Raw genomic sequence first — 23,662 nt, 5'->3', positions numbered from 1 at the left:
CGAATTTATAGTCCGCCAATGGACAAATATTTTGTTTCCAAGTAGGGTTCGATTCCTTCGGGACCGCCTTCTCGTCCAAGACCGCTTTCTTTCATACCGCCGAATGGTACGTGGGCTGCAGATGGAGCTCCATCATTCCAGCCGACAATCCCGAATTCGAGGTTTTCGGAAAGGTAAGTGCCAGCCTTGTAGTCATTCGTAAAGAAGTACGCGGCAAGCCCGTATGGCGTGCTGTTGGCAATTTCAACCGCTTCTTCCAATGTGCTGAATGTTGTAATGGGTGCGACAGGTCCGAAAGTTTCTTCCTGCATGATGTCCATGTCGTCCGTTACGTTTTTAAGGACTGTAGGATAAATGAAATAGCTGCCTTTTTCTTCATCTACATCAAATTTATTGCCGGCAAGCACTTCTGCGCCTTTTTCAATGGCGTCATTAATTTGGAAAGCAATTTTTTCGTAGCCTTTTTTGTTGATAACCGGACCGATATCTGTGCCTTTTTCCAAGCCGTTACCGACTTTTAGCTGGCGTGCGCGTTCAGCCAATTTTTTGGAAAACTCATCGGCGACACTTTCGTGAACGAGGAGGCGATTCGCGCAAACACAAGTTTGACCCGCATTTCTAAATTTGGTGATCATTGTTTGTTCAACGGCAAAATCAAGGTCGGCATCTTCGGTAACAATGAGCGGGGCATGTCCGCCAAGCTCCATTGTGACGTGCTTGATTGTATTGGCGCTGTCTTTGATCAAGGCTTTTCCAACAGGCGTAGAGCCTGTAAATGTAATTTTTCTGACGAGTGTGCTGTCAGTGAACAATCCGCCGATTTCCCGTCCGCTCCCATTGACTACTTGAACGGCGTCTTCTGGAATGCCTGCTTCATGAGCCAGTTCAATGAGACGAATTGTTGTTAACGGTGTTTCAACCGCAGGTTTGACGATAAAAGTGCAACCGGCTGCAAGCGCGGGAGCCGCTTTTCTTGTCATCATCGCTGCCGGAAAGTTCCATGGAGTGATGGCGGCAACAAGGCCGATTGGCTGTTTTGTGACGATTATCCGTTTGGACTCCGTTGAAGCGGGAACGGTTCTTCCATAAATGCGTTTTGCTTCTTCGGCATACCAAATGACATAGCTGGCTGCATAGTCAACTTCTCCTAGTGATTCGTGAAGAGGTTTGCCGTTTTCCTTTGTCATGATTTCTGCAATGCTTTCTTTGTTTTCTTTAATTTTATCGGCCCATTTGAAAAGAAGCTCGGCCCGTTTGTGAGCATTGATTTTAGACCACTCTTTAAAAGCTTTATGGCCTTTTTCCAGTTTTGCTTTGACTTCTTCGGATGTGTCGATTTTCACTTCATCGACTACTTCACCCGTTGCTGGGTTTTTTACTTCAAAAGTTTGTGCCATGTTTTTCTCTCCTTCTTTATAGTAGTCAATGGTTACAAGGTTCTATGCCGGAAAGACATAACCTGCAATCTCATTTTACCTCTCCCTTATTGTAACAGAGTATCCGTATAACCGGTATACGATGTGACTCGGAGTTCAGCCGTACACTGGGGAAACCTCATTTTGCCGAAACAACTGTTTCGATTTATGTAGCGTTAAACAATATCATTTTAAAAGAAAAAGTCCCTGTTTGCAAATGGAGTTTTTACTCTATTTTAGCCTATTGACGAAAGAGGTAAAATGGATATACAATTATGTTTATAAATCATAGCGGTTTACTTATGTTTTTGCTTGTAGTAAAGGAGGAGAATGAGATTGCTTCAAATGGTTGTTACGGGTCTGTTATGTGGGGCTTTGCTTGGCTTTGTCATGCAAAGAGGCCGCTTTTGCCTTACCGGCGGATTCCGTGATATGTATATTGCGAAAGACAATCGAATGTTTTATGCTTTGCTCATCGCTATTGCTGTTCAAAGCATTGGTGTATTTGCATTGATTCAATTCGGATTGATCGAATTTTCAGCAGGGGCTTTTTCGTGGGTTGCCACGATCATTGGGTCCTTTATTTTCGGGATCGGCATCGTGTTTGCCGGCGGTTGCGCAACCGGTACGTGGTATCGTGCGGGTGAAGGATTGCTTGGCAGTTGGATTGCTTTATTCGGTTATATGTTCATGAGCGCTGTCATGCGAACGGGAGTACTTGCCCCTATTGATCAGTCGATGAAATCAGTGCAGTTTGCCACGAATTCCATTGCGGAAACAACAGGTATTTCCGTGTGGGTTTTTATCATTGTCTTTGTCGGCATCGTATTATGGGTGATCATCAGAGAGCTCAAGAAACCAAAAGTTGCTATTCCTGCAATGAAACCAAAGCGTTCGGGACTTTCCCATCTGTTGTTTGAGAAACGTTGGCATCCATTTTTTACGGCGGTGTTGGTGGGATTGATCGCGATTCTCGCCTGGCCGCTCAGTGAAGCAACTGGAAGAATGTATGGGTTGGGCATTACGACACCATCAGCCAATATCCTTCAATACTTGGTCACCAGTGACATGAAGTTTGTGAATTGGGGTGTTTTTCTTGTCCTTGGTATTTTTCTTGGTTCATTTATTGCGGCCAAGGCAAGCAAAGAATTCCGCTTTAGAATGCCCGATGCCAAAACAGGCATTACAAGCTTTATTGGAGGAAATTTAATGGGTTTTGGAGCAAGTCTCGCCGGAGGATGCTCGATTGGTAATGGTTTGGTTATGACGGCGATGATGACATGGCAAGGGTGGATATCGCTATTGTTTATTATTCTTGGAACGTGGACGTCATCTTACTTTGTATTTATCCGTCCATATGCGAAGAAGAAAAACGCTGTTGTGGCGGAAAAAACAGTGATAACATAAGGAGGAAGCAACATGCAAAAAAAATTGGAAGTGATGGGGCAGGTATGTCCTTTCCCGCTCGTTGAAGCAAAAAAAGCAATCGAAGAAATTGGGCCAGGAGACGAGCTTGTCATTGAATTTGATTGTACGCAGGCGACGGAAAGTATTCCGCGCTGGGCAGCCGAGGCTGGCCACACTGTAACCAACTTTGAACAAATTGATGAAGCGGCTTGGACGATTACTGTACAAAAAAATTAAAAGAAGAATGGTGAAAGCGGGGAGTTGATGACTCCCGCTTTTTTTTTTTGCGCTATTGCGCAAACGTTTTTTTTCCTATATGATGAAACCACATAATTTTGCAGAATTGCAAAATTGTTTTTCAAAAATGAAAAAGATCGGAGCTGTACTTATAGATTTTCCGTTTGAAAACGCTAACGATAGCACGTTTTCGCATTTTCAACATTCGTTGGCACGCAAATTGCAAAATAACTTTGCAAAACAGAAAATCGAAAACAGCACCGTCAAGAAGATACAAATAGATGTTTGGAGGGGGATCCATGAGTTGGGATTGGAAAGATGTATTGCAACCCTTATCGGTTATATTATCTCCTGACTGGACTGTGGAACAATCGATTGTTCTGTTAAAAGAAGAAGGCTTCGAGGTTGGCTTTGTTGCCGATAATGAAGAAATAATCGGCTACGTAACCCCCTCTTCTTTATTAAACCAACTTGTGAATGGGGATGATAAGAACGGCTTGATCAAGCCTGAAAACAATTTTCTGTTCGTGAGGGAAGATACACAAGCGAAACGGATTCATAACTGTTTTCTGGTGATTGGAGTGGATCACTCTGAAAAACCAACGGGTTATATTCTGATGGACGACCTGCAACATCAAATGAATCAATTGCAGTTAAAGAGCTTTAATGATGCGCTGAATAGTGCGGAGATGGGGATCGTCACGATGGATGCTTCCTTCCACGTTCAATTCATGAACGAAAAGGCGGAACAAATCCTTGGCATGAAAAGATCAATTTTGCAAGGGAGAGATTACAGGAAGATCATCCGCATGGAAGAATCCTTTGATGAAGTGTTCGAGGGGCAAAAGTGGTTTGGGATTGAAAATATGTTCAACTTTAAAGTGATCACAGGCCAATTTTCTCCTATTTATGAAAACGGAAACATCATCGGGATTATTCATAATTTTTACTTGAAAGAACAGCTTAAAGAAGCTGTTCATGAAGTGGATTTTGTACAGGAGATGAATGAAGACCTTCAGGCATTTTATACACTGGCCAATGAGCAGATTTTGGTTGTGAGCGCTTCCGGAACAATTACACGGGCAGCTGGGGCTTTTTTTCGGCATTTTTGGGGAGAAGAGGATGCGGGAGCTTTAAAGGGAAAGCGTATTCAAGAGTTTGTGGATAAGGGCATTTTTATTCCGGATATTGTTTCCGCAGCAATCGAAAAGAAGTCAAGGGTGTCGTTAACGCAGGAAGGAAAAAAAGGGGCTGTTTTATCAACAGCGGCACCGATATATGTCGGAGGAAAACTAAAGAAGGTTATCGTTTTTTCAAAAGACATCACATCGGCAGACAAAGAGATGGGGACAAACGAAGAGCCGGTACATGAATCCGCGAGTATGGTTTCCATTATTTACCGCTCTCGTCAAATGCATCGGCTTATGGACGAAGTGAAAGCGGTTGCTCCTTTGGATTCCACAGTTCTGATCCACGGCGAGTCGGGTGTCGGAAAGGAAGTCATCGCCCGAAAAATTCATGATTTAAGCAGTCGGTCAGACAACGCTTTTATAGCGGTGAACTGTGGCGCCATCCCTGAAAACTTGATTGAAAGCGTATTATTCGGCCATGAAAAAGGCGCCTTCACGGGAGCAGATACAAGAAGAATCGGCCTGTTTGAGGAAGCTCACAACGGCACGGTATTTTTGGATGAAATTTCTGAATTGCCGCTCCTGATGCAAGTGAAACTGTTGCGGGTTTTGGAAGAAAGAGAGATTGCCAAAGTCGGTTCGGTTATTCCTGTAAAAGTAAATGTAAGGGTGGTTGCCGCATCCAATAAAAACATACAGAAAATGGTTGAGGCAAATCAGTTTCGGGAGGATCTTTTTTACCGTTTGCACGTTGTTCCCGTTTCTATTCCGCCGTTAAGAAAAAGAAAAGAAGATATCGCGCCGCTGGCGATTCATTTTTTGGAAGAATTAAACGAGCAGTTTGGAAAGAGGAAAAAAATTTCAACTGATGCCCTGAATGCATTGGAAAGCTACCAATGGCCAGGAAATATTCGAGAATTGCGCAATATGATTGAAAGGCTTGTAGTCGTTTCCAAAGAAGAACTGATTACCGAAACTGACGTCTATCGTGTGCTTTGGGCCAATGATGCTGATGAACAAAGCTTCTTGACGGTTAAAGGGATCATGCCTTTGAAAAAAGCGGTTGATGAAGTGGAGCGGCAGCTCATTGAGCAAGCAGTGGCGAAATTTGGAACAGCCACTGAAGCGGCTAAGGCGCTTGATATTAGTATATCTACTGTCAGTCGGCGCATGAAAAGATTTAACGGTGCGGGGGGTGCGGAAGTTGATCTTTTTTTCCGAAACTAAATTTGACTTTTGTGGCGATGAATATATTTACGCCGAAATTTCCAGAGAGATGCGGATCGAGAGCACGTTAAAGGCGCTTTCCATTACGAACGAGTTGCAAGAGAGAAAGATTCCGGGAATCATAGAGATTTACCCGAATAATACGTCCTATTTAATTCGCTATGATCCAAACACCATTTCTCCGCATCATCTGCTTGAATATTTGCGGGACGTGGATTCCATGAAGAATGAACATGAAAGCTTGAACTTTCAATCAAGGATCATTGAAATTCCCGTTCTGTATAACGATGAGTGGACAAAAGAAGTGTCCGGAAAGTACTCAGCCCAACATGGGGGAGAAGAAAAGTCGAATTTTGATTATGTCATGGAGCTCACGGGATATAGCAGCAAGGAAGATTTTATTCAAGCCCATTCCCGCCCTCTTTACTTTGTCACATCGCTCGGGTTTAAACCAGGAACTGCGTGGTGCTTTCCATTAATAAAGGAAAGGGAAAGAATTATCGAAGTTCCCAAGTATAAAAGCCCGCGCCCATTCACTCCGGAAAGAGCGGTAGGGCTGGGTGGCGCCTTTACGGTGGTCTACCCTTCCGATTCTCCGGGAAGCTACCAATTGATCGGTATGGCGGCAGTCCCCGTTTACGATGTCAATCAAAAGCTGGAGCCGTTTAAAGAAAGCTTTTTCCTGGCAAGGCCCGGTGATTTATGGAAATATCGGCCCGTATCAGAGGCGGAATACCAAAATATCCGTGAACAAGTGTCCAGCGGCACTTACGAATTCAATATAAAGCATGTCACTTTCTCTGCCTCCCGCTACGAGGAGAAAGGAGATTTGTATATCGCAGATTTAATGGAGGGACTCCGTTCATGATGAAACTAATTGATCCCGGAATACGGACAACTATACAAGATCTTGGACGGACAGGTTTTTTTCATTTGGGAGTTCCTCCATCCGGAGCTGCTGACAAATTGTCTTTTATGCTTGGCAATGTACTCATCGGTAATCCAACGGATGTCGCGGGATTGGAGATGATGGTAAAGGGTGCCAGTGTTGAATTTGAAAAAAGAACGACCGTAGTCATAACAGGCGCCCCGGCCGAAGTCAGGTTAAACGGGAACATGCAGCCAATGTGGGAAGTATTTGAAGTCAAAAAAGGCGATGTGCTGGAAATTGGGAAGATTTCGGAAGGCTTGTTCAGCTATCTGTGTGTTTCAGGGGGATTGGAAGCGCCGGAGGTGCTGGGAAGCAGATCCAGTTGTTTAGCCAGCGGCTTTCATGGCATCACTGGCCGGCTTTTATTGGCAGGTGATGAAATCAGAATGGCTGAACCGCTTCCCGGGGCCATTCAGCTTGTGGGAAAACAAGTGATTGAAGAAGCAAAGCCAATATTTGCCAGAACGGGAACGGCCCATATTGTTTTGGGGATCACATGTGACTTGGTGAGTGACGAAGGATTGGTTTCCTTTTTAAATACGCCCTGGACGATACAACCGCAATCAACCCGGACAGCGTGCCGGTTAAACGGCGGGGACGTTCGCTACAAAGAGAGCGAACCACCGTTTGGCTCAGGGGGAAATCCGGGAAATATCGTTGATATTCCTTATCCGATTGGAGCAGTCATCGTTCCCAACGAAGGAGAAATCATTGTGCTATTAACAGATGGAACGGGCGGAGGCGGATTCGTCACGATCGGAACCGTCATATGGCAGGATATCAACGAATTATCTCAAATGAGACCATTGTCAACGGTGAAATTTAAAGCGATTACTGTCGATCAGGCGATTGCCATGAGGAGAGAAAAAGAAAGATTGATTGAAAGAGTACGGGAAAGTGTTCAATTTTAATCATGTTAGGTGGTGATGCTTCGTCAAACAGCTCTGCAAAAATTAAGCAATGCATTATTTAGATAAAGTGAAACTTCATTCAGTAGGGCTTATTACTGACTGTTAGTTGAACCAATCGGGCATTTAGGAGCCGTTATCTCCCACATGGACCTCTTGTATTCACTCAAGACTTTGAAAGTGGGAGTATTACGGCACCTTACATGCGGGATAAAGTGAAACTTCATTCAGTAGGGCTTATTACTGAATGTTAGTTGAACTAATCGGGCATTTAGGAGCCGTTATCTCCCACATGGACCTCTTGTATTCACTCAAGATTTTGAAAGTGGGAGTATTACGGCACCTTACATGCGGGATAAAGTGAAACTTCATTCAGTAGGGCTTATTACTGAATGTTAGTTGAACCAATCGGGCATTTAGGAGCCGTTATCTCCCACATGGACCTCTTGTATTCACTCAAGATTTTGAAAGTGGGAGTATTACGGCACCTTACATGCGGGATCAATAAATATATTTAAAACGGAGGGGATTATGTTGAGCAAAAAATCAGGCTATCATGTGGCAGTAGACGTAGGAGGTACTTTTACGGACGTATTTGTTTTTGATGAAATAACCGGTGAGATGTTTGTCACCAAAACTTCTTCTACGCCTTCCAATCCGGAAAAAGGGATTATTAATGGGGTTATGAAAGCCGAGTTGACAGGCGATCAAATAAAAATGTTTTCCCATGGTACGACAGTGGGGACCAACGCATTAATCGAAAGGAAGCTTCCAACAGCAGCGCTTATTACGACAAAAGGATTCAGAGATGTTCCTGAAATACGGCGCGGGACGAAGCTCGATCTATGGGATGCATATAATGATGTGGCAGAGCCTTATATTAAGCGGAGAAACCGCTTCGAATTGGACGAGCGTGTCGACTTTAACGGGGAAATGATGAAGGAAGTAAATGAAGCAGAAGTCCGTGAATTAGCCAGAATTTTAAGAAGAAAAGAAATTAAATCAGTAGCCATTTGCTTTATGAATGCTTATGTCAACGGAAAAAATGAGCAGAAAACGAAGGAAATTTTACAAGAAGAATTGCCAGATGCTTATATTTGCACTTCTTCCGATACTTTACCGGAAATTTTTGAGCATGAGCGGATGAGCACGACAATTGTCAACGCGGTGCTTGGACCGACAGTCAGCAAGTACATTCATCTTTTGGAAAGCAATATGAAAGATATCGGGTACGAAGGCGATATTATTGTCCTTCACTCAGGGGGAGGGGTAATGACCTCCCAAACGGTTCCAAAGTATGCGGCAAGATTGGCAAGCTCCGGTATCGCGGCAGGCGCGATCGCCAGCAAACATATTGCCAATATGTGCGGATTTAAAAATGCGATCGGTCTGGATATGGGTGGGACAAGTACAGATATTTCATTGATGTATGACAATGAACTCCGGATCACGAAAGATTGGTACATTGAATACGGTTATCCGATCGGTTTCCCGAGCATTGAAATCTTGACGATTGGCGCGGGGGGCGGAAGTATCTCTTGGATTGATGAAGGAGGGTCCTTGCGGAATGGCCCGCACAGTGCCGGAGCGGACCCAGGGCCTGCATGTTACGGAAATGGCGGCATGGAGCCGACAAATACAGATGCCAACCTGGTTCTTGGCAGATTGAATACGAAATTGATTAATGGCGAGATGTCACTGGATAAAGGGATTTCCGCCAAAGTAATTGAAGAAAAAGTGGCGAAGCCTCTCGGTTATGATACTCTCGGTGCTGCCAATGCCATGATCCAAGTGGCCAACGCCAATATGTGCGATGCATTGAACTTAATTTCCGTCCGTCGCGGCTATGACCCCCGTGACTTTGCTCTTGTGGCATTTGGTGGTGCAGGTGCGCTTCATGGCGCAGATTTGGCAAGGGAAATGGAAATTCCCACAGTGATCGTTCCCGCCCATCCGGGCGTTGCTGCGGCTATGGGCTGTCTGCTTGTGGATGTTCGCCACGATATTTCAAAAACGTATTTTGCCAAAGCGGCAGGAGTTACAAAAGAACAATTAGAAAATGAGTTTATCGAAATGGAAAAAGAAGCAACTGAACTTTTGGCGGAAGAAGGAATTGAAGACGATCAAATGAATTTGATTCGCTATATTGATATGCGCTATGTCGGACAGTGGAGAACTTTATCCGTCACAGTTGACCGACCGATTTTCAATCTGGAAGATGCCATTGAAAAGTTCCATCTTGAGCATGAGCGTGAATTCGCTTTTACGGACCGTGAAAAAGACATTGAAATTTACGGCTTGCGTGTGGAAGCAATTGGTACTGTCAAAAAGCCTCAATTCGTAAAAGAGCAGCCGGCCGGAACTTTGGAAGATGCCCTAAAAGAAATTCGCCCTGTTTATTTCCAAGAAGAAGGCGGTATGGTAGAGTCGAAGATTTACGACCGTTCGAAAATCCCGGTTCTGTCGGAATTCCAAGGCCCGGCAATTATTGAACAGCTTGATTCGACGATCGTTGTGCCGGCGGATTACAACGTCAAAATAGACGAATACCGCAATATTATTATGAATCGGGTTTAAAAACAGACAAATTCTATAATGAAGAGAAGGAGCGATATCATGTTGAAAGTGGATACAAAATTAGATCCGGTAACGTTTGAAGTCTTAAAAAATGGCTTTGTCAATTTGGTTGACCAAATGTCAGAGCAAGTATTGAGAACTTGTTATTCTTTTGTGATATACAACCGCGATTTCAGCTCGGCGCTTTGTGATGCCCAAGGAAACACCGTAATGCAGGGAACTCAGGATATTTCCGTCCACGTCGGGACATTGCATTTAACAGCGAAAGCGGTGATTGAGGATTTTGGTGACGATATTCATCCGGGGGATGTATTTATCATTAATGACCCCTATAGAGGGGGAACGCATTTTAATGATACACGGATTATCCGTCCAGTTTTTCATGAGGGCCAACTCATCGCTTTTATGCAAGTGAATGGGCACTGGGCAGATATGGGCGGATCTACGCCGGGTTCCTTTGATATTAACGCCAAAAACCATTATGGGGAAGGAGTCCGGATTCCTCCACTCAGAATTTGGAGCAAAGGAGAGTACTTGCATGATGTGGCTCACTTGCTCGTTGCCAACATGCGTGTACCCGAAGAACGGCTCGGGGATCTCCGTTCCCAGGCGGAAGCGACCAAAACGGGAGAAAGACAGTTGATCAAATTGATCGAAAAATATGGACTTGATACGATTTTGACTGCATTTGAAGAAGTCCAAAATTATGTGGAACGCTTAACCCGCGTAAAAGTAAAAGAGCTTCCAAATGGTGTGTGGGAAACGACTGATTATATCGACATGGATCCTGAGATTGGGGACAGCCTGATACCGATAAAAGTAAAAATGACGATTAAAGACGATGAAATTTTTTACGATCTTTCCGGTTCTCATGAATCGATCGGCTGTTTCTTGAATTCGGCATTTGGTGCTTCGATGTCCGCGGCATACGCCGGAACGAAAACGTTCTTCCCGGATATACCGCTTAACTCCGGATTTTACCGGGCTGTCCATGTGGATCTTCCGGAAAATACAGTCGTCAATTCCTGCTGGCCGGTGGCTGTCACTGGGTTCTGTTCGGGAGCGTATGAAAAAATCATGAATGCGTGCTTTGAATTATGGTCGCAGATCATGCCTGAGCGCGCCCTTGCCTGTTCTTTCAACCTGGAGTATCTTCTTATCGGCGGAGACGATAAACGGAACGGCTATAACAACTATTTCATGTGGTATGACTGGATGGCCGGAGGCCATGGAGGCCGCAGCACAAAAGATGGGGCGAATGCATTGTCCCCGGTGTTCGGTGTCGGATTGAGCATTCAGCCATGTGAAGGGCAGGAACGTCTGTCCCCCGTCATTACGACCAAACATGAAATTGTCACTGATTCCGGCGGCCCTGGAAAATTCCGCGGCGGCTGCGGCGTGGAAAAAGGCGGTATCCTGACGGAAGCAGACGATGCTGTGATGTCTTACTGCTGTGACCGCTCCCGTTCTGTCACGTGGGGAATCTTCGGCGGTTTACCCTCCACTCCGCATGGTGTTCAACTGATGCGGGGTGAAGCAGACAGCGAATTCCTGGGAACGATTTTTTCCAATGTTAAAGTAAACAAAGGAGATGAATTCACAAGACCATCTGCTGGCGGCGGCGGTCTTGGCGATCCGCTTGAAAGAGATCCGCAAGATGTGCTTGAAGACGTCATTGACGACTATGTGTCCATTGAAAGAGCGAAGAAAGATTATGGTGTCGTCATAAAGGAAATTGACAGAGAAATCGACCTCTTTGAAATTGATGAAGAAGCAACGAAAACGGCTCGCGAGTATATTCGGCTTAACCGCAGAAAGTGGCTGGAACAAGATCCGGAAAGCGTCATGGAAAAATATCATAATGGTGAATTGGATCTATTGGATCTGATCCGTCATTACGGCATTATTATTGATCAAAAAACAAATGAACTGCTTCCGAAGTCAACCGCCCAATACAGGGAAGCGATGAAAAAACGCACATTGGCTTATTGGGGATAGAGAAAAAAGGAGATTCATTCTTTTCCTAATAAGAATATGGAACAAGAAAAAATGCCGGAATGAGAGGGGTCAGCTGATATGCTCCCTTTTAAGTAGACTTGTAAAAAATGAAAACCTGGATGCTTAAAGGGGGTATTTCAAAAATTTCCGATTTTCGTATATATTTTTAGCCATTTCAATCATACTGTTTTCATTGGCTTTTACAAATAGTGAAAAATCCAATCCTTAAGACATCCAAATTTGTTTCACCAGCGAGTATTTATGATCAAAAATATAAAGAAAAAAATCTCAATAAAGGATATATTTTATTTGTTTTGACTCAACTAGTATACACTGTTGGGATATTTCTTATATTTAAACTTTATTATATTTGATTTATACCTTACCTTAATTTAAAACTAATAAGCAAGACTAGACTATCCATACTGATATGCACCCCAAAAGTTAGACAAACCAATTCTAACCTTTGGGGTATTTTGTGGTCAAATATGGATTCAAACAAAAAGTGGTTGGCCTTATTTTACTGTCTGACGTACATCCAAAACGCCCGAGAAGCTTGCCATCACTTTCCGTTCTAATAGATTTTCATACGCTTTATAAGTTTCTGACTCATGGCATTGTAGTCGGCATTGGTTATGCATCAGTTCCTGCCTATCATCCAAGGGGAGGACGGATCGCGCGAAAAATTTGGGATTCATTCCTTTGCAAGTGTTGCTATTGCTTTGTAAACAAGCAGATAAAGAGAAACTTCATTCAGTAGGGCTTCTACTGAATGTTATTAGTTGAACCAATCGGGCATGTAGGTGCCGTTTTCTCCCACTTAGACCATTTGTATTCACTCAAGATTTTGAAGTGGGAGTCTTACGGCACCTTACACGCGGGATAAAACAAAAAATTGTTAACACTGACAAATATTCTTTTATTCTGAATTTACACTTGATGTTTTATAAAAATAGAGTATAATGTATGTAAATCCAATATAAGGCAGAGACGATGAGATGAACGCCTGAATTGAAAACCCTTACAAAGTGTGCGGGGTTTCTTTCAGTACGTTTATCTCATTTTTTTGTCTTGGTTATCCACATTTATTAAGGGGGGAACGAAGTGAAAAAGGTAGTAGGATTCTTGGCAAGTGTTTTTTTGGTTGCTGTCATGTTGGCAGGATGTGCAGGTGATTCGTCGGGCTCAGGTGAAGGCGGCGAGAAGGGCGAGGGGCGGATAACGCTCTATTCCCCGGAAACACCAGATATGACGAAAGAATTGAAGCAAAAATATGAAGAGCTTAATGATGAAACGGTTGATGTGCACTATGCGGGGACTAATGTTCTTGTCAACCAAATGATGGCAGAGAAAGACAATCCAAAAGCTGATGTTTGGTATGGAGGTGGAGGCATTCTCCCATTTGAAGCTGCTGTTGAAAAAGGTATTATCGGTTCTTATATTCCCGACTTGGCAGCTGATTGGGAAGTGGTAGAAAACGGCATAAAAGTGAAACATGAGGATGGCAAATATGTCGGTGTGGAAATCTTTGTCCTTGGATTTTCATATAACACTGAACTTGTTTCCGAAGAAGAAGCGCCGAAAACGTGGGAAGATTTACTTGATCCGAAGTGGAAAGGAAAAATCCAATTTTCCAACCCGGCAGCTTCAGGCACAGCCACTTTAATGGTTATGAGCAAGATGATGCAAAAGGGAGAAGACGAAGCTTGGACATATTTCGAGAAACTGGCGGAGCAGGCAAACTCTATGCCGGATTCAGGTTCAGCTCCTACAAAAGCGGTTTCCATGGGGGAGGCTCATATTGGGGTTGGTTTCGACTTCATGGCGTATGAATTAAAAGCCAAGGGAGAAAGCGTTGATTTTATTGTTCCGGATAAAACGCCCATTCTTGTTAATCCTGTATCACTAGTTGAAGGGGGACCAAACGAGGAGGGCGGCAAAAAGTTTATTGATTTCCTTCTATCTAAAGAAGGACAGGAAGTGTTGGCGAATTGGTACCATATTCCAATTAATCCTGAAGTAGAATCTAAAACACCACTCACCTTGGACAGCGTGAAATCGCATGCGATAGATCTTGATATCGATTGGGTCAACGAAAATTATGACCGCATTCGAAATGAGTGGAAAGATAAATTTCAGTAGAAAAGGATGAAACAATATGGGGTCAGTGAGAATAGAAAACGTAACAAAGAAATTTGGAGAGATGACAGCTTTGGACAACATTAGCCTCGACATTCGAGAAGGCGAATTTTTCGCCCTTCTCGGCCCGTCGGGTTGTGGAAAGACAACGACAATGAGATGTATCGCGGGTTTCGAGAGTCCTACAAGCGGCTCCATTTACATAGGTGACCGCGAAATGAAGGGGATTCCTGCCAACAGGCGGAATTGCGGGATGGTATTTCAAAGTTATGCTTTGTTCCCACATATGAATGTGTTTGATAACGTTGCGTACAGCTTGAACATCAAACAGCTAAATACAAAGAAGTGGCTTGCAAAATTACCGATATATGCCCGGCTTTTATCGAAACGGCTTGGGAGGACTCCAAAGGACATTAAAGACAGAGTCATAGAAATGCTCCGATATGTTGAACTCGAACAGTATGCGGATCGTTTAACGAGCGAGCTTTCTGGGGGCCAGCAGCAGCGTGTCGCATTGGCGCGGGCCCTTCTTATGGAACCGGCAGTGCTTCTGATGGATGAGCCGCTTTCTAATCTGGACCAGAAGCTACGCCATTCGATGCGTAATACAATTCGTTCCATTCAACAGGATCTTGGGATCACAACGATTTTTGTTACCCATGATCAAGAAGAAGCAATGAGCATGGCTGACCGCATTGCGGTTATGGATCATGGCAATGTGGTCCAAGTGGGAACACCAACCGAACTTTATAGTCATCCGGCGACACCATTCATTGCCGATTTTGTTGGAACATCCAACATTCTCCAAGCCATTGTTGACGGAAAAGAGAACGGATTGACCGTTGTAAAAGGGGATGGTTTTGTATTGCGATCCTCAAACGGGACAGATAAAGATGAAGTGGATGTCATTATTCGGCCTGAGCATGTGAAAGTGGCTGATGCAAATCAAACAGTCAACGAAGATGATACAAACGTTATTCAAGGAATCGTTATAATGGCAACATATCTTGGTTCAATCGTCCGATATGACGTCCAAGTCGGAAGTTATCAGCTTATTGTAGACACAACGTATTCTGCTGGAACCGGCATTTTTGAAGAAGGGAAAAAGGTAAAGCTTACGGTGGAACACGAGAGGGTGCTATTGATATGAAGCAGATAAAAGGGAGATTTAATGGTCTGACGGTCGTGAAAGTCCTCATTTATATATTTTTTGGACTATTCCTGATTCTTCCGCTTATTTCGGTTATTCTCGTCAGTTTTACCGGACAGCCGATCAATCTGCTTGGCTCGCTGACCGATCCGGCTACGTTCAGTTCCACGGTTGAGAAGTTTAAAGGGGCGTCTTTTGATTATTATAAAAAGATTTTTACAACAAGAAGTTACTTTGCCGCTTTGAAAAATAGTTTGCTGCTTTCGTTTCTCGTTACGATTGTTGTAACTCTCGTCTGTATACCACTTGCATACGGCATTGCCCGCACCAAAATGCCATTTAAGAAAACGATATCAGCTTTATGTATGGTTCCGCTCATCGTACCAACCTTTATTTCTGCTTATGCTTTCATTATTATGCTTGGCCGCTCAGGTTGGGTTACGCAGATTTACAATGCGCTTGGAGGAGAAGGAATGTTGATGAACCCGTATTCCATGTCGGGGATCATGCTTGTTCAAGTTTTCTTCTTCTTTCCATATGCACTTTGGCCGCTCGTAGCCGCGTTTAAAGTAAGTGACTTAAGTTTGGAAGAAGCCTCGCAAAATCTCGGGGCGAAAAACCTCTTCACCTTTGCTTTTATAACGTTTCCGCTTGCATTGCCAGGTATTATTTCGAGCGCGCTTCTTATTTTTACTGTGAGTTTCTCCGACTTTGGCACGCCGATCATCTTGGCGCCTAAAGAAACAAATTTGCTTGTTGTGGAGGCTTACCGCGAAATGGCCGGTTTCTTTAATTGGGGAGGTGCAGCCATCTTAACGGTCGTCATGGTGCTGGTCGCCGGCTTCTTCTTTTGGCTGCAGCATTTGTTTACAAAAGGAAAGAATTACGGAACAGTTTCCGGAAAGCCTAAGCAGCAAAAGCTTAGTGATCATAAAGGATTAAACTGGACACTTTCGATCTACTCCTTAATCGTTGTGCTCATTCCATGCTTGGCGATGTTTTCAATCGCCATTCAGTCTTTTGCGACAACATGGGGAAAAGATCCGCTGCCGAACGGATATACACTGCAGCATTATAAAACAATTTTCTCAACCTCGCTGGGAAATATTCAAAACAGCATTATTCTGGCGCTGGGCGCGCTTGTGGTCAGTGTGATCATTTCAACTTTCGTTTCGTATTTCGTTGTCCGGCAAAACTCTTCTGCGCTGGACTTTATGGTATCAATCCCGTTGGTTGTTCCAGGTATTGCTTTTGGCATTGCGCTGATTCAAACGTTTAATACCGCTCCGCTCCAATTAACGGGAACAGCTATCTTGCTCATCATCGCCTATACGATCAGGCGTCTTCCGTACATGATCAGGTCGACGATGGGAACAATGCGTGCCATCAAGCAGGATATTGAAGAGGCCGCCATTAATCTTGGAGCCACACAGCTTACAGCGGCGATGACGATTATTGGACCACTTATGCTTCCGGGTATAGCGGCTGGATCGGTTCTTGTTTTCGTTACTGTCATTAAGGAAGCCAGTGTTTCAATCCTTCTGGCTCCGGCTGAGTGGGCACCGATGAGTTTGGCGATCTTTCAAAATATATTGCGGGGAGAATATTATACAGCCGCAGCGATGTCGATCGTATTAGTTGTCCTTGTACTTGTGTTACAGGCACTTGCAAACAGGCTGGGGAATAAGCAGTTATAGCAGACTACAGGAGTGACAGTGATGAAGGGGTTTATATTTGATCTGGATGGAACGATTTATGTTGATGATGAAATGATTGAAGGAGCCGCCGACGCCATTCACAGGCTGAAATCCCGGGGGGATCGAGTGATTTTTTTGACAAACAAGTCGATCGCACGCCGGACCGATTATGTTAAAAAACTCAACATGCTTGGAGTAGATACCACTTTAGATGAAGTGATTAGTTCCAACTTTATAACGGCAAAATATTTAAAAAATAGCATGAAGCCAGGGGATGCGGCTTACGTTATAGGGGAGGAGCCGTTATTTGACGAGCTCGCGGAAGAAAACATCCATATAGCGAAGGATCCCCACCTAGCTTCTTATGTTGTTATCGGTTGGGATCGAAAATTTGATTATAATAAGTTAAACATCGCTTTTCAAGCGTGGAGAAATGGTGCGAAAATCATCGCAACGAATCCGGATAGGACTTGTCCGGTTAAAGAAGGAGAATTACCCGATTGCGGTGCGATGATTGGCGCCATTGAAGGTGCGACAGGAGAAACGGTGACAATGATTATAGGAAAACCGTCTCATCTTATGGCCAGCTATGTATTGGATCAAGTTCTTCGGCTTCCCGCAGAAAACGTTTATATGGTTGGGGACCGGCTTGAAACAGATATTCGTATGGGGAATGAAGCAGGGATGAACTCTGTTCTTGTGTTGACAGGAATCACGGATTCATCTATGCTTGAAAGGACGGTGGATCGACCCAAATATACACTCTCCAGCGTGAAGGACATTGATCAGATTGTGTAAAAATCAATTCATATGGATGAGGAAAGATTACAGGTCGAAATGCCACATATTCGGATTGCCGGAAGAAACCGCGAGTGCCCCGGCTCTCAATGCGTCATGAACTTCTTGAAGTTCCGAAATTAGTCCACCAACGATAATGGGATAAGGAAGCTCTGATGTAAGCTGATCAACTATTTTCGGCATGATACCCGGCATGATTTCAACAGCATCGGGACTGCATGATTTTACCATTTCAATTCCTTTGTACAAGGCGCTGCGATCTAAAAGGAAGATCCGTTGAATGGTCATGAGATTCATTTCTTTGGCGAATTTGACCATGTTTGCTTTCGTCGTAATGATTCCTGTCGGCTTCCATGCCTCAGCAATGAAGTTGACGGCACTGCGGGAATTGGAAAGACCTTCAATAAAGTCAAGGTGGAGAAAGACGTGTTTTCCGGCTTCTTTTAGCTGCAAAATGTAGCGCTCAGCGGATAACAGGTTCCCAGTAAGCAAGAAGACGATATTGACGTTGCTCTTTAATGCCATTTCCAGATCGGCTTCACTTTTAACGGAAGCGATAATTTGTGATTCAACCATGTCTTCAATTCTCATGTAGTACAAATCACACCCTTTTTATTGTTAATAGTTTTAGTTTATCACATAAGTGATTTGTTAAAAATATGATATAGGGTCAGAGATTCTGAGAAAAGGCCATTGCAATCCCCCGTTTTTAAACGGGGCGGTTGGAGTGGCTTTTATTATACGGAGGATTTTAAAGTGAGAACATTTTCATTTAAGGAACGAAACCAATTATTGGAGCATTTAGGTGATACAAACTACGATGTCATCATTGTGGGAGGGGGAATTACAGGAACCGGGATCGCTCTTGACTGTGTAACAAGAGGATTGAAGACACTTCTCGTCGAGATGCAGGATTTTGCCGCGGGAACTTCCAGCAGGTCGACAAAGCTAGTCCACGGAGGGCTGCGATACTTAAAGCAGTTTGAAGTCGGTATGGTTTCAGAGGTTGGAAAGGAGCGGGCGATTGTTTACGAGAATGCGCCCCACGTGACACATCCGGAATGGATGTTGCTGCCGATCTATAAGAAAGGAACATTTGGCAAGTTTTCGACTTCTGCTGGCTTGCGGGTATATGATTTTTTAGCCGGAGTCAAAAGGGATGAACGGCGTCGAATGTTGACGAGGGAAGAAACATTGGCAAAGGAACCGCTTTTAAAAAAAGATGGTCTCCTGGGAAGCGGTTATTATGTTGAATATCGGACGGATGATGCCCGCCTGACAATAGAAGTGGCCAAGAAAGCCTTTGAAAAGGGAGCCGACCTGCTCAATTATACAAAGGTGGAAGGCTTCTTATATGAAGATGGAAACATTTCGGGGGTTAAGGTTCGGGACGTCTTGACGGATCAACGATATGAAGCAGTGGGCCGTAAGGTTGTCAATGCAACAGGTCCGTGGGTGGAGAGTCTTATTGAAAAAGATATAGAGGTAAAAGGAAAAGGTCTGACACATACGAAAGGTGTCCATATTGTAATTGATCAAGGGGTATTTCCACTTAGACAGGCTATTTATTTTGATACGCTTGATGGCCGGATGGTTTTTGCCATTCCGAGAGACGGAAAAACTTATGTTGGGACAACAGACACCTTTTTCGACGGTGATTTGAAAAATCCGCCCATTACGGAGGAGGATAAAGAATATTTGTTGTCATGCATTGAGTTTATGTTTCCTGAACTTGATCTTACTATAGATGACATTGAATCGGGATGGTCTGGAGTTCGTCCATTAATTCAGGAAAAAGGCAAAGGCCCTTCCGAGATATCTCGTAAAGATGAAATTTGGATATCTGATACCGGATTAATAACTATTGCTGGCGGGAAATTAACAGGTTATCGAAAAATGGCTGAAACCGTTACGGATATGCTGGCGCAAAAGCTTGAAGAAGAAGGGGTTCAAAGCGGACAATGCGTAACGAAAAACCTGCGGCTTTCCGGAGGAGACTTTACGAGTCCGAGGGATTATGATCTGTTTGTTGACCAGAAAAGCCGAGAATTGCAAGCGTTGGGTTTAGATGAACAAGAAGCGAGGAAAATGGCCGCAACTTATGGAACAAACGCAGATATTCTCGCTTCGCTCAAAGAAGATGTGTTACCGGATGGCGATCTGCCATTGGCCATTAAATTGCTTGTTTACTACGCCATGATGTATGAAATGGCCATAACGCCGGAAGATTTTTTCACACGCAGAACTGGGGCGAGTCTTTTTAACGTGGACTGGAAGAAGAAGTGGGAACAAGCGGTAACGGTTTATATGAAACAACTGGCGGATAGGCATAAGTGAAAGGCGGACTCATTTGGACGAAGGATTGCAAAAGAAAAAGGGCGTGTCTAAAAAGCCCCTAAAATAAATCAGTCGTAGAAAAAAGAACCATTTTTCCACGACTGATTTTGCATTTGTGGGGTTTCCTCTTGAAAGTAGCCGGGGTATGCCCGCTACTTTCAAGAAGTTGTGGGCAAGGGCCGCGATCCCGAATTCCAAGTGGACCTTTTCAAGGCCCCGCAGGAAAATCGGGGGAACGACCGATTGCCCTTGATGTGACCGAGCACACTTTCTACCCCAACTTTGCGTTGGGCGTAGATTTCTGCGTTCTCTTCACTTTCAAGGGCTCTCTTGGCCTTTGCTTTCATTTCTTCATAGATCATATTCAAATGGACCTGCCTGTTACCTTTGGCTTTTATACATCGAGCTTTTAGCGGGCAATCGGAACAATCCTCGCATTCAGCTTTGGACATGGCCTAAGGCATTCTTTTTATTTTTGTACGATTGAAAGATCACTTTCCGGCCATTTGGACAGTTGAGCAGATCATCGTGCGCCAGATAGGTCCAGTTTTTAGAAGTAGTGGAGAGATATATAATGTAAATACAATTGATGCACAAGCATCTGCAATACCAGTTTTAGCTTTAGTTTTAAGACAAGGCGCAACGTGGGCTATCAAAAAATACGGAAAAAGAGCTCTTATAAGTGCATTTGGAAAATATGCTCTAAGTAACGCAATAAAAAACGTTGCAAAACTAACAGTTAAAAGTAAGCACTTAAAGAGTAGCAAACAAAGGTTTAGTAAATTTAATGCAAATAGTCAAACTACTGATAAGAAATGTATTAAGGAAGCATTGCAGAAAGCATCAGTCTCCAAATTTGAAATGAATAAAAATGAAAAATTATCATTTAGAGTTGATGTCAATTTAGGAAAAAAAGTTGGAACAAAAGGAGAAACTAAAATTAGAATAGTGATAGGATATGATGGTAAGATATGGTCAGCATTTCCAGTAAAATAAGTTTTGAATATGAATTTATTAGTAATAAAGAGATTATTTCTAATAAACATAATAAGGACGTACCATCTATTTTAGCTGTAGAGGCAATGTTTACAATTAAAATTAATGACGAAATATATTTTCAATCAGAGTTGGCTATACTTGAGTTTTACAAAGCTTTGTTTAGATGGAAGGAAAAAATTACAAAAGATAATATACCGAAATTCCAATACTATACTGTTGAATATGATGATTATGAAGATGGGGCTATTATTTCTTTGCTACCGTTTTCTGATAAGGCAAGGGTTAAATCAATATGGGCAGAATCAGATATTTATAATGTATTTGATTTGAATTATATTGTTACTGAGTTTGTTGATTTAGAGCAAAAGCTAAGAAAAGATATAGAAGAATACTTTGATATCAAATTAATGAATTTTATAAAATATATTTCACATACTCTTATCGAGAGTTAAGGAAAAGGGCGTGTCTAAAAAGCCCCTAAAATAAATCAGTCGTAAAAAACGAACCATTTTTCCACGACTGATTTTGCATTTGTGGGGTTTCCTCTTGAAAGTAGCCGGGGTATGCCCGCCACTTTCAAGCCTAAAACCATGGGCTTATTTTTCATTTAATCTTTACTCCATCTTTATTTGCTCACCACAACCAGCTTCTCGGCATTTACTTTGCCTGAGAAAAACACTGCGCCTCCGCCCATGTCTGCTTCCCGGTCTGGAGTCAATGAATTTACAAGTCGCTTTGCTCCAGGGGCATCGGCCCAGAGTCCTTGAGTGACCAGAACGCCTGGGAGAACTTGGTCTCCGACAGATGCCGGCAGCTCGCATTCTCCACGATCATTCCAAATGCGGACCCAATCACCATTTTCAATACCGAGCCGCAGCGCGTCTTCCTCATGAATGAACAGTTGCGGCGCTTTTTCCAATCGTACATGTTTTTCGTTATGTGAAAAAGTGGAATTCAAAAAGTTATGGTTCGGACCTGGTACAAATAGAAACGGATAGTCGGAATGCTCTTCTTTCAACGGTATATGCGTTGGCAGTGGCGGATGCCCGTCCAACGCCATTTTATGCGAATACAATTCAATTTTCCCGCTTGGTGTGTTCAACCGTTGTAAGCGGCTTTGCGGATCACGTGCTTTGACAAAGCGTTTGTCTTGCAGTTCTTCCAAGGTAACATCGGGAAAATATGGGTTGGACACATTTGATATCGCCTGGCGAATCATATCTTCATCACTGTCTTTAAAAGCTTCTTCACCAAATCCCATCGCTTCCGCCAGCAACCTAAACACATCCGCATTTGACTTGCTTTCCCCGTAAGGAGGGATTACTGGCTCCTGTAAATGCAAATAATGATGCCAATACGATGTATAAATATCTCTATTCTCAAAGGATGACGTTGCAGGCAAAACGATATCGGCATATGCCGCCGTTTCCGTTAAGAACAAGTCATGGACGACTACAAACAGATCTTCACGCATCAATCCTTCTCTTACCTTACTGGAATTAGGCGCAACCACGGCAGGGTTGCTGCCATATACAAACAGGGAGTATATCGGGTTGTCCTTCTCCATAAGCGCCTGGCCCAATTGGATCATATTAATGGAGCGGGTTGGTTTTCTTTGCAGATCCGGCCGCTGTAATGCCCTTGTGTTGTAGTTCAAGTAAGCGGAATTTGATTTAATTGCGCCGCCGCCATTCAACAGCCATTGACCCGTTAAAGCCGGGAGGCAAGAAATGGTTCTGACTATCATCCCCCCGTTGTCATGGTGTTGCAATCCGTTGCCGATCCGGATCATGGAAGGGGAAGTACCCCCGTACAGCCGGGCAAGTTTATAAATATCTTCAACCGGAATTCCGGTAATGCCAGAGACAACATCCGGCTCATATTGTTTTACGTGGTGTTCCAGTTCTTCGTATCCTACGGTATGCTTTTTTAAAAAAGCGCGGTCAACGAGGTTCTCGTTGTATAAAATGTGCATGATGCCGAGCGCCAATGCCGCATCGGTTCCGGGGATGATTGGAATAAACCAATCCGCCATCCGGCCGGTCTGGTTTTTATGGACATCAATGACGATGAGTTTTGCCCCTCGTTTTCTCGCTTTTTGCGCGATCATCACCTGATGCATATTTGTGCTCGCCGCGTTGATTCCCCAAAAAATAAATAGTTTTGTTTCTGTCATTTCCTCGGGATCCGTACCGAAACTGCCGCCCATCGTATAGCGGTAGCCCTCACTTCCGGCATCTGAACAAATGGTTCGTTCTAACTGGCTTGCCCCGAGCCGGTAAAAGAATCGCCTGTCCATTCCCTCCGAATGGATCTTGCCCATATTTCCATAAAAGCTATACGGCAAAATGGACTCAGGGCCTTGTTTAGCAATCAGCTTTTTCCAGTTACTACAAATACTCTCAATCGCTTCTTGCCAACTGATTGGAACAAAAGTACCTTCGCCTTTTCGTCCAACCCGCTTTAAAGGTGTTTTCAATCTTTTTTCATCGTAAAGTCGCGCTCCCATATTCCGAACTTTATTGCAAATACTCCCTTTCGTAACGGGATGAGCCGGATCTCCGTCAATTTTCACGATTTTCCCATCTTGTTTATGGATGAGCAATCCGCATTGATCCGGGCAATCAAGGGAGCAAACCGCAGGAAATAGTCCATCTTTTATATGTGCAAAAGATTCCATATAGCATCCCCTAACATCATAATTTCATAGAT

The 23,662-nt window shown here is 43.6% G+C and carries 18 protein-coding genes; 14 read left to right on the top strand and 4 right to left on the bottom strand.

Features of this window, described 5'->3' with window-relative positions; translation table 11 throughout:
* Nucleotides 1-5: 5 nt before the first annotated feature.
* A complete protein-coding gene (locus JOC94_RS00650) occupies nucleotides 6-1,397 on the bottom strand; it encodes an NAD-dependent succinate-semialdehyde dehydrogenase (RefSeq protein ID WP_077109785.1) in 1,392 nt (463 codons plus the stop codon).
* Nucleotides 1,398-1,760: 363 nt separating this feature from the next.
* Here JOC94_RS00650 and JOC94_RS00645 point away from each other — a divergent pair, with 363 nt between their 5' ends.
* The 11 genes from JOC94_RS00645 to JOC94_RS00595 all read left to right on the top strand — a co-directional run bounded on the left by JOC94_RS00645 (nucleotide 1,761) and on the right by JOC94_RS00595 (nucleotide 17,614).
* On the top strand, nucleotides 1,761-2,822 hold the full coding sequence (locus JOC94_RS00645) for a YeeE/YedE family protein (protein ID WP_077109879.1): 1,062 nt from the start codon (nucleotides 1,761-1,763) through the stop codon (nucleotides 2,820-2,822).
* A 12-nt stretch (nucleotides 2,823-2,834) separates the two neighbouring features.
* Nucleotides 2,835-3,059 carry a sulfurtransferase TusA family protein gene (locus tag JOC94_RS00640; protein ID WP_077109786.1) on the top strand — a complete coding sequence of 75 codons (225 nt, stop codon included), beginning with the start codon at nucleotides 2,835-2,837 and terminating at the stop codon, nucleotides 3,057-3,059.
* 299 nt (nucleotides 3,060-3,358) lie between these two features.
* Nucleotides 3,359-5,416 carry a sigma 54-interacting transcriptional regulator gene (locus JOC94_RS00635; protein ID WP_077109788.1) on the top strand — a complete coding sequence of 686 codons (2,058 nt, stop codon included), beginning with the start codon at nucleotides 3,359-3,361 and terminating at the stop codon, nucleotides 5,414-5,416.
* Nucleotides 5,394-6,284: a 5-oxoprolinase subunit B family protein gene (locus JOC94_RS00630; protein WP_083717254.1), complete on the top strand. Its 891-nt coding sequence runs from the start codon at nucleotides 5,394-5,396 to the stop codon at nucleotides 6,282-6,284. Before JOC94_RS00635 ends, JOC94_RS00630 begins: the two co-directional genes overlap by 23 nt.
* Complete coding sequence (locus tag JOC94_RS00625) at nucleotides 6,281-7,258, top strand: 5-oxoprolinase subunit C family protein (protein ID WP_077109790.1); 978 nt, start codon at nucleotides 6,281-6,283, stop codon at nucleotides 7,256-7,258. The genes JOC94_RS00630 and JOC94_RS00625 overlap by 4 nt, the downstream gene beginning before the upstream one ends.
* 528 nt (nucleotides 7,259-7,786) lie before the next feature.
* Nucleotides 7,787-9,832: a hydantoinase/oxoprolinase family protein gene (locus JOC94_RS00620; protein ID WP_077109791.1), complete on the top strand. Its 2,046-nt coding sequence runs from the start codon at nucleotides 7,787-7,789 to the stop codon at nucleotides 9,830-9,832.
* A 39-nt stretch (nucleotides 9,833-9,871) separates the two neighbouring features.
* Nucleotides 9,872-11,830, top strand: a complete 1,959-nt coding sequence (locus JOC94_RS00615) for a hydantoinase B/oxoprolinase family protein (protein ID WP_077109792.1) — start codon at nucleotides 9,872-9,874, stop codon at nucleotides 11,828-11,830.
* A gap of 1,104 nt (nucleotides 11,831-12,934) precedes the next feature.
* Nucleotides 12,935-13,972 carry an ABC transporter substrate-binding protein gene (locus JOC94_RS00610; RefSeq protein WP_077109793.1) on the top strand — a complete coding sequence of 346 codons (1,038 nt, stop codon included), beginning with the start codon at nucleotides 12,935-12,937 and terminating at the stop codon, nucleotides 13,970-13,972.
* Nucleotides 13,973-13,988: 16 nt separating this feature from the next.
* Nucleotides 13,989-15,119, top strand: a complete 1,131-nt coding sequence (locus tag JOC94_RS00605; RefSeq protein WP_077109794.1) for an ABC transporter ATP-binding protein — start codon at nucleotides 13,989-13,991, stop codon at nucleotides 15,117-15,119.
* Nucleotides 15,116-16,816, top strand: coding sequence for an ABC transporter permease (locus JOC94_RS00600; protein ID WP_077109795.1), 1,701 nt, complete (start codon nucleotides 15,116-15,118; stop codon nucleotides 16,814-16,816). The genes JOC94_RS00605 and JOC94_RS00600 overlap by 4 nt, the downstream gene beginning before the upstream one ends.
* A 21-nt stretch (nucleotides 16,817-16,837) precedes the next feature.
* The gene (locus JOC94_RS00595; protein WP_077109796.1) at nucleotides 16,838-17,614 is read left to right on the top strand and encodes an HAD-IIA family hydrolase; all 777 of its coding nucleotides are present in this window, start codon (nucleotides 16,838-16,840) and stop codon (nucleotides 17,612-17,614) included.
* Nucleotides 17,615-17,641: 27 nt separating this feature from the next.
* On the opposite strand, the gene JOC94_RS00590 is transcribed toward JOC94_RS00595, so the two are convergent.
* A complete protein-coding gene (locus tag JOC94_RS00590; RefSeq protein WP_077109797.1) occupies nucleotides 17,642-18,205 on the bottom strand; it encodes a glycerol-3-phosphate responsive antiterminator in 564 nt (187 codons plus the stop codon).
* 165 nt (nucleotides 18,206-18,370) lie between these two features.
* Here JOC94_RS00590 and JOC94_RS00585 point away from each other — a divergent pair, with 165 nt between their 5' ends.
* Nucleotides 18,371-19,951 carry a glycerol-3-phosphate dehydrogenase/oxidase gene (locus JOC94_RS00585; RefSeq protein WP_077109798.1) on the top strand — a complete coding sequence of 527 codons (1,581 nt, stop codon included), beginning with the start codon at nucleotides 18,371-18,373 and terminating at the stop codon, nucleotides 19,949-19,951.
* 158 nt (nucleotides 19,952-20,109) lie between these two features.
* Here JOC94_RS00585 and JOC94_RS23440 read toward each other — a convergent pair whose 3' ends face one another.
* The gene (locus JOC94_RS23440) at nucleotides 20,110-20,403 is read right to left on the bottom strand and encodes a transposase (RefSeq protein ID WP_077109799.1); all 294 of its coding nucleotides are present in this window, start codon (nucleotides 20,401-20,403) and stop codon (nucleotides 20,110-20,112) included.
* Nucleotides 20,404-20,479: 76 nt separating this feature from the next.
* Between JOC94_RS23440 and JOC94_RS00575 the strand changes: the two genes are divergently transcribed.
* Both JOC94_RS00575 and JOC94_RS00570 read left to right on the top strand, forming a co-directional pair.
* Nucleotides 20,480-20,947, top strand: a complete 468-nt coding sequence (locus JOC94_RS00575) for a hypothetical protein (protein WP_077109800.1) — start codon at nucleotides 20,480-20,482, stop codon at nucleotides 20,945-20,947.
* Nucleotides 20,923-21,402 (top strand): DUF7878 domain-containing protein, encoded by a 480-nt coding sequence (locus JOC94_RS00570; RefSeq protein ID WP_077109801.1) that lies wholly within the window; start codon nucleotides 20,923-20,925, stop codon nucleotides 21,400-21,402. The genes JOC94_RS00575 and JOC94_RS00570 overlap by 25 nt, the downstream gene beginning before the upstream one ends.
* Before the next feature lie 173 nt (nucleotides 21,403-21,575).
* On the opposite strand, the gene JOC94_RS00565 is transcribed toward JOC94_RS00570, so the two are convergent.
* Nucleotides 21,576-23,630, bottom strand: coding sequence for a molybdopterin oxidoreductase family protein (locus JOC94_RS00565; protein ID WP_077109802.1), 2,055 nt, complete (start codon nucleotides 23,628-23,630; stop codon nucleotides 21,576-21,578).
* Nucleotides 23,631-23,662: the final 32 nt, after the last annotated feature.

It is taken from the genome of Siminovitchia thermophila (assembly GCF_016909185.1).
Lineage (GTDB): Bacteria > Bacillota > Bacilli > Bacillales > Bacillaceae_C > Siminovitchia > Siminovitchia thermophila.
The sequence above is the reverse complement of the archived record's forward strand: the minus strand, read 5'-3'. Positions and strand labels throughout refer to the sequence as shown.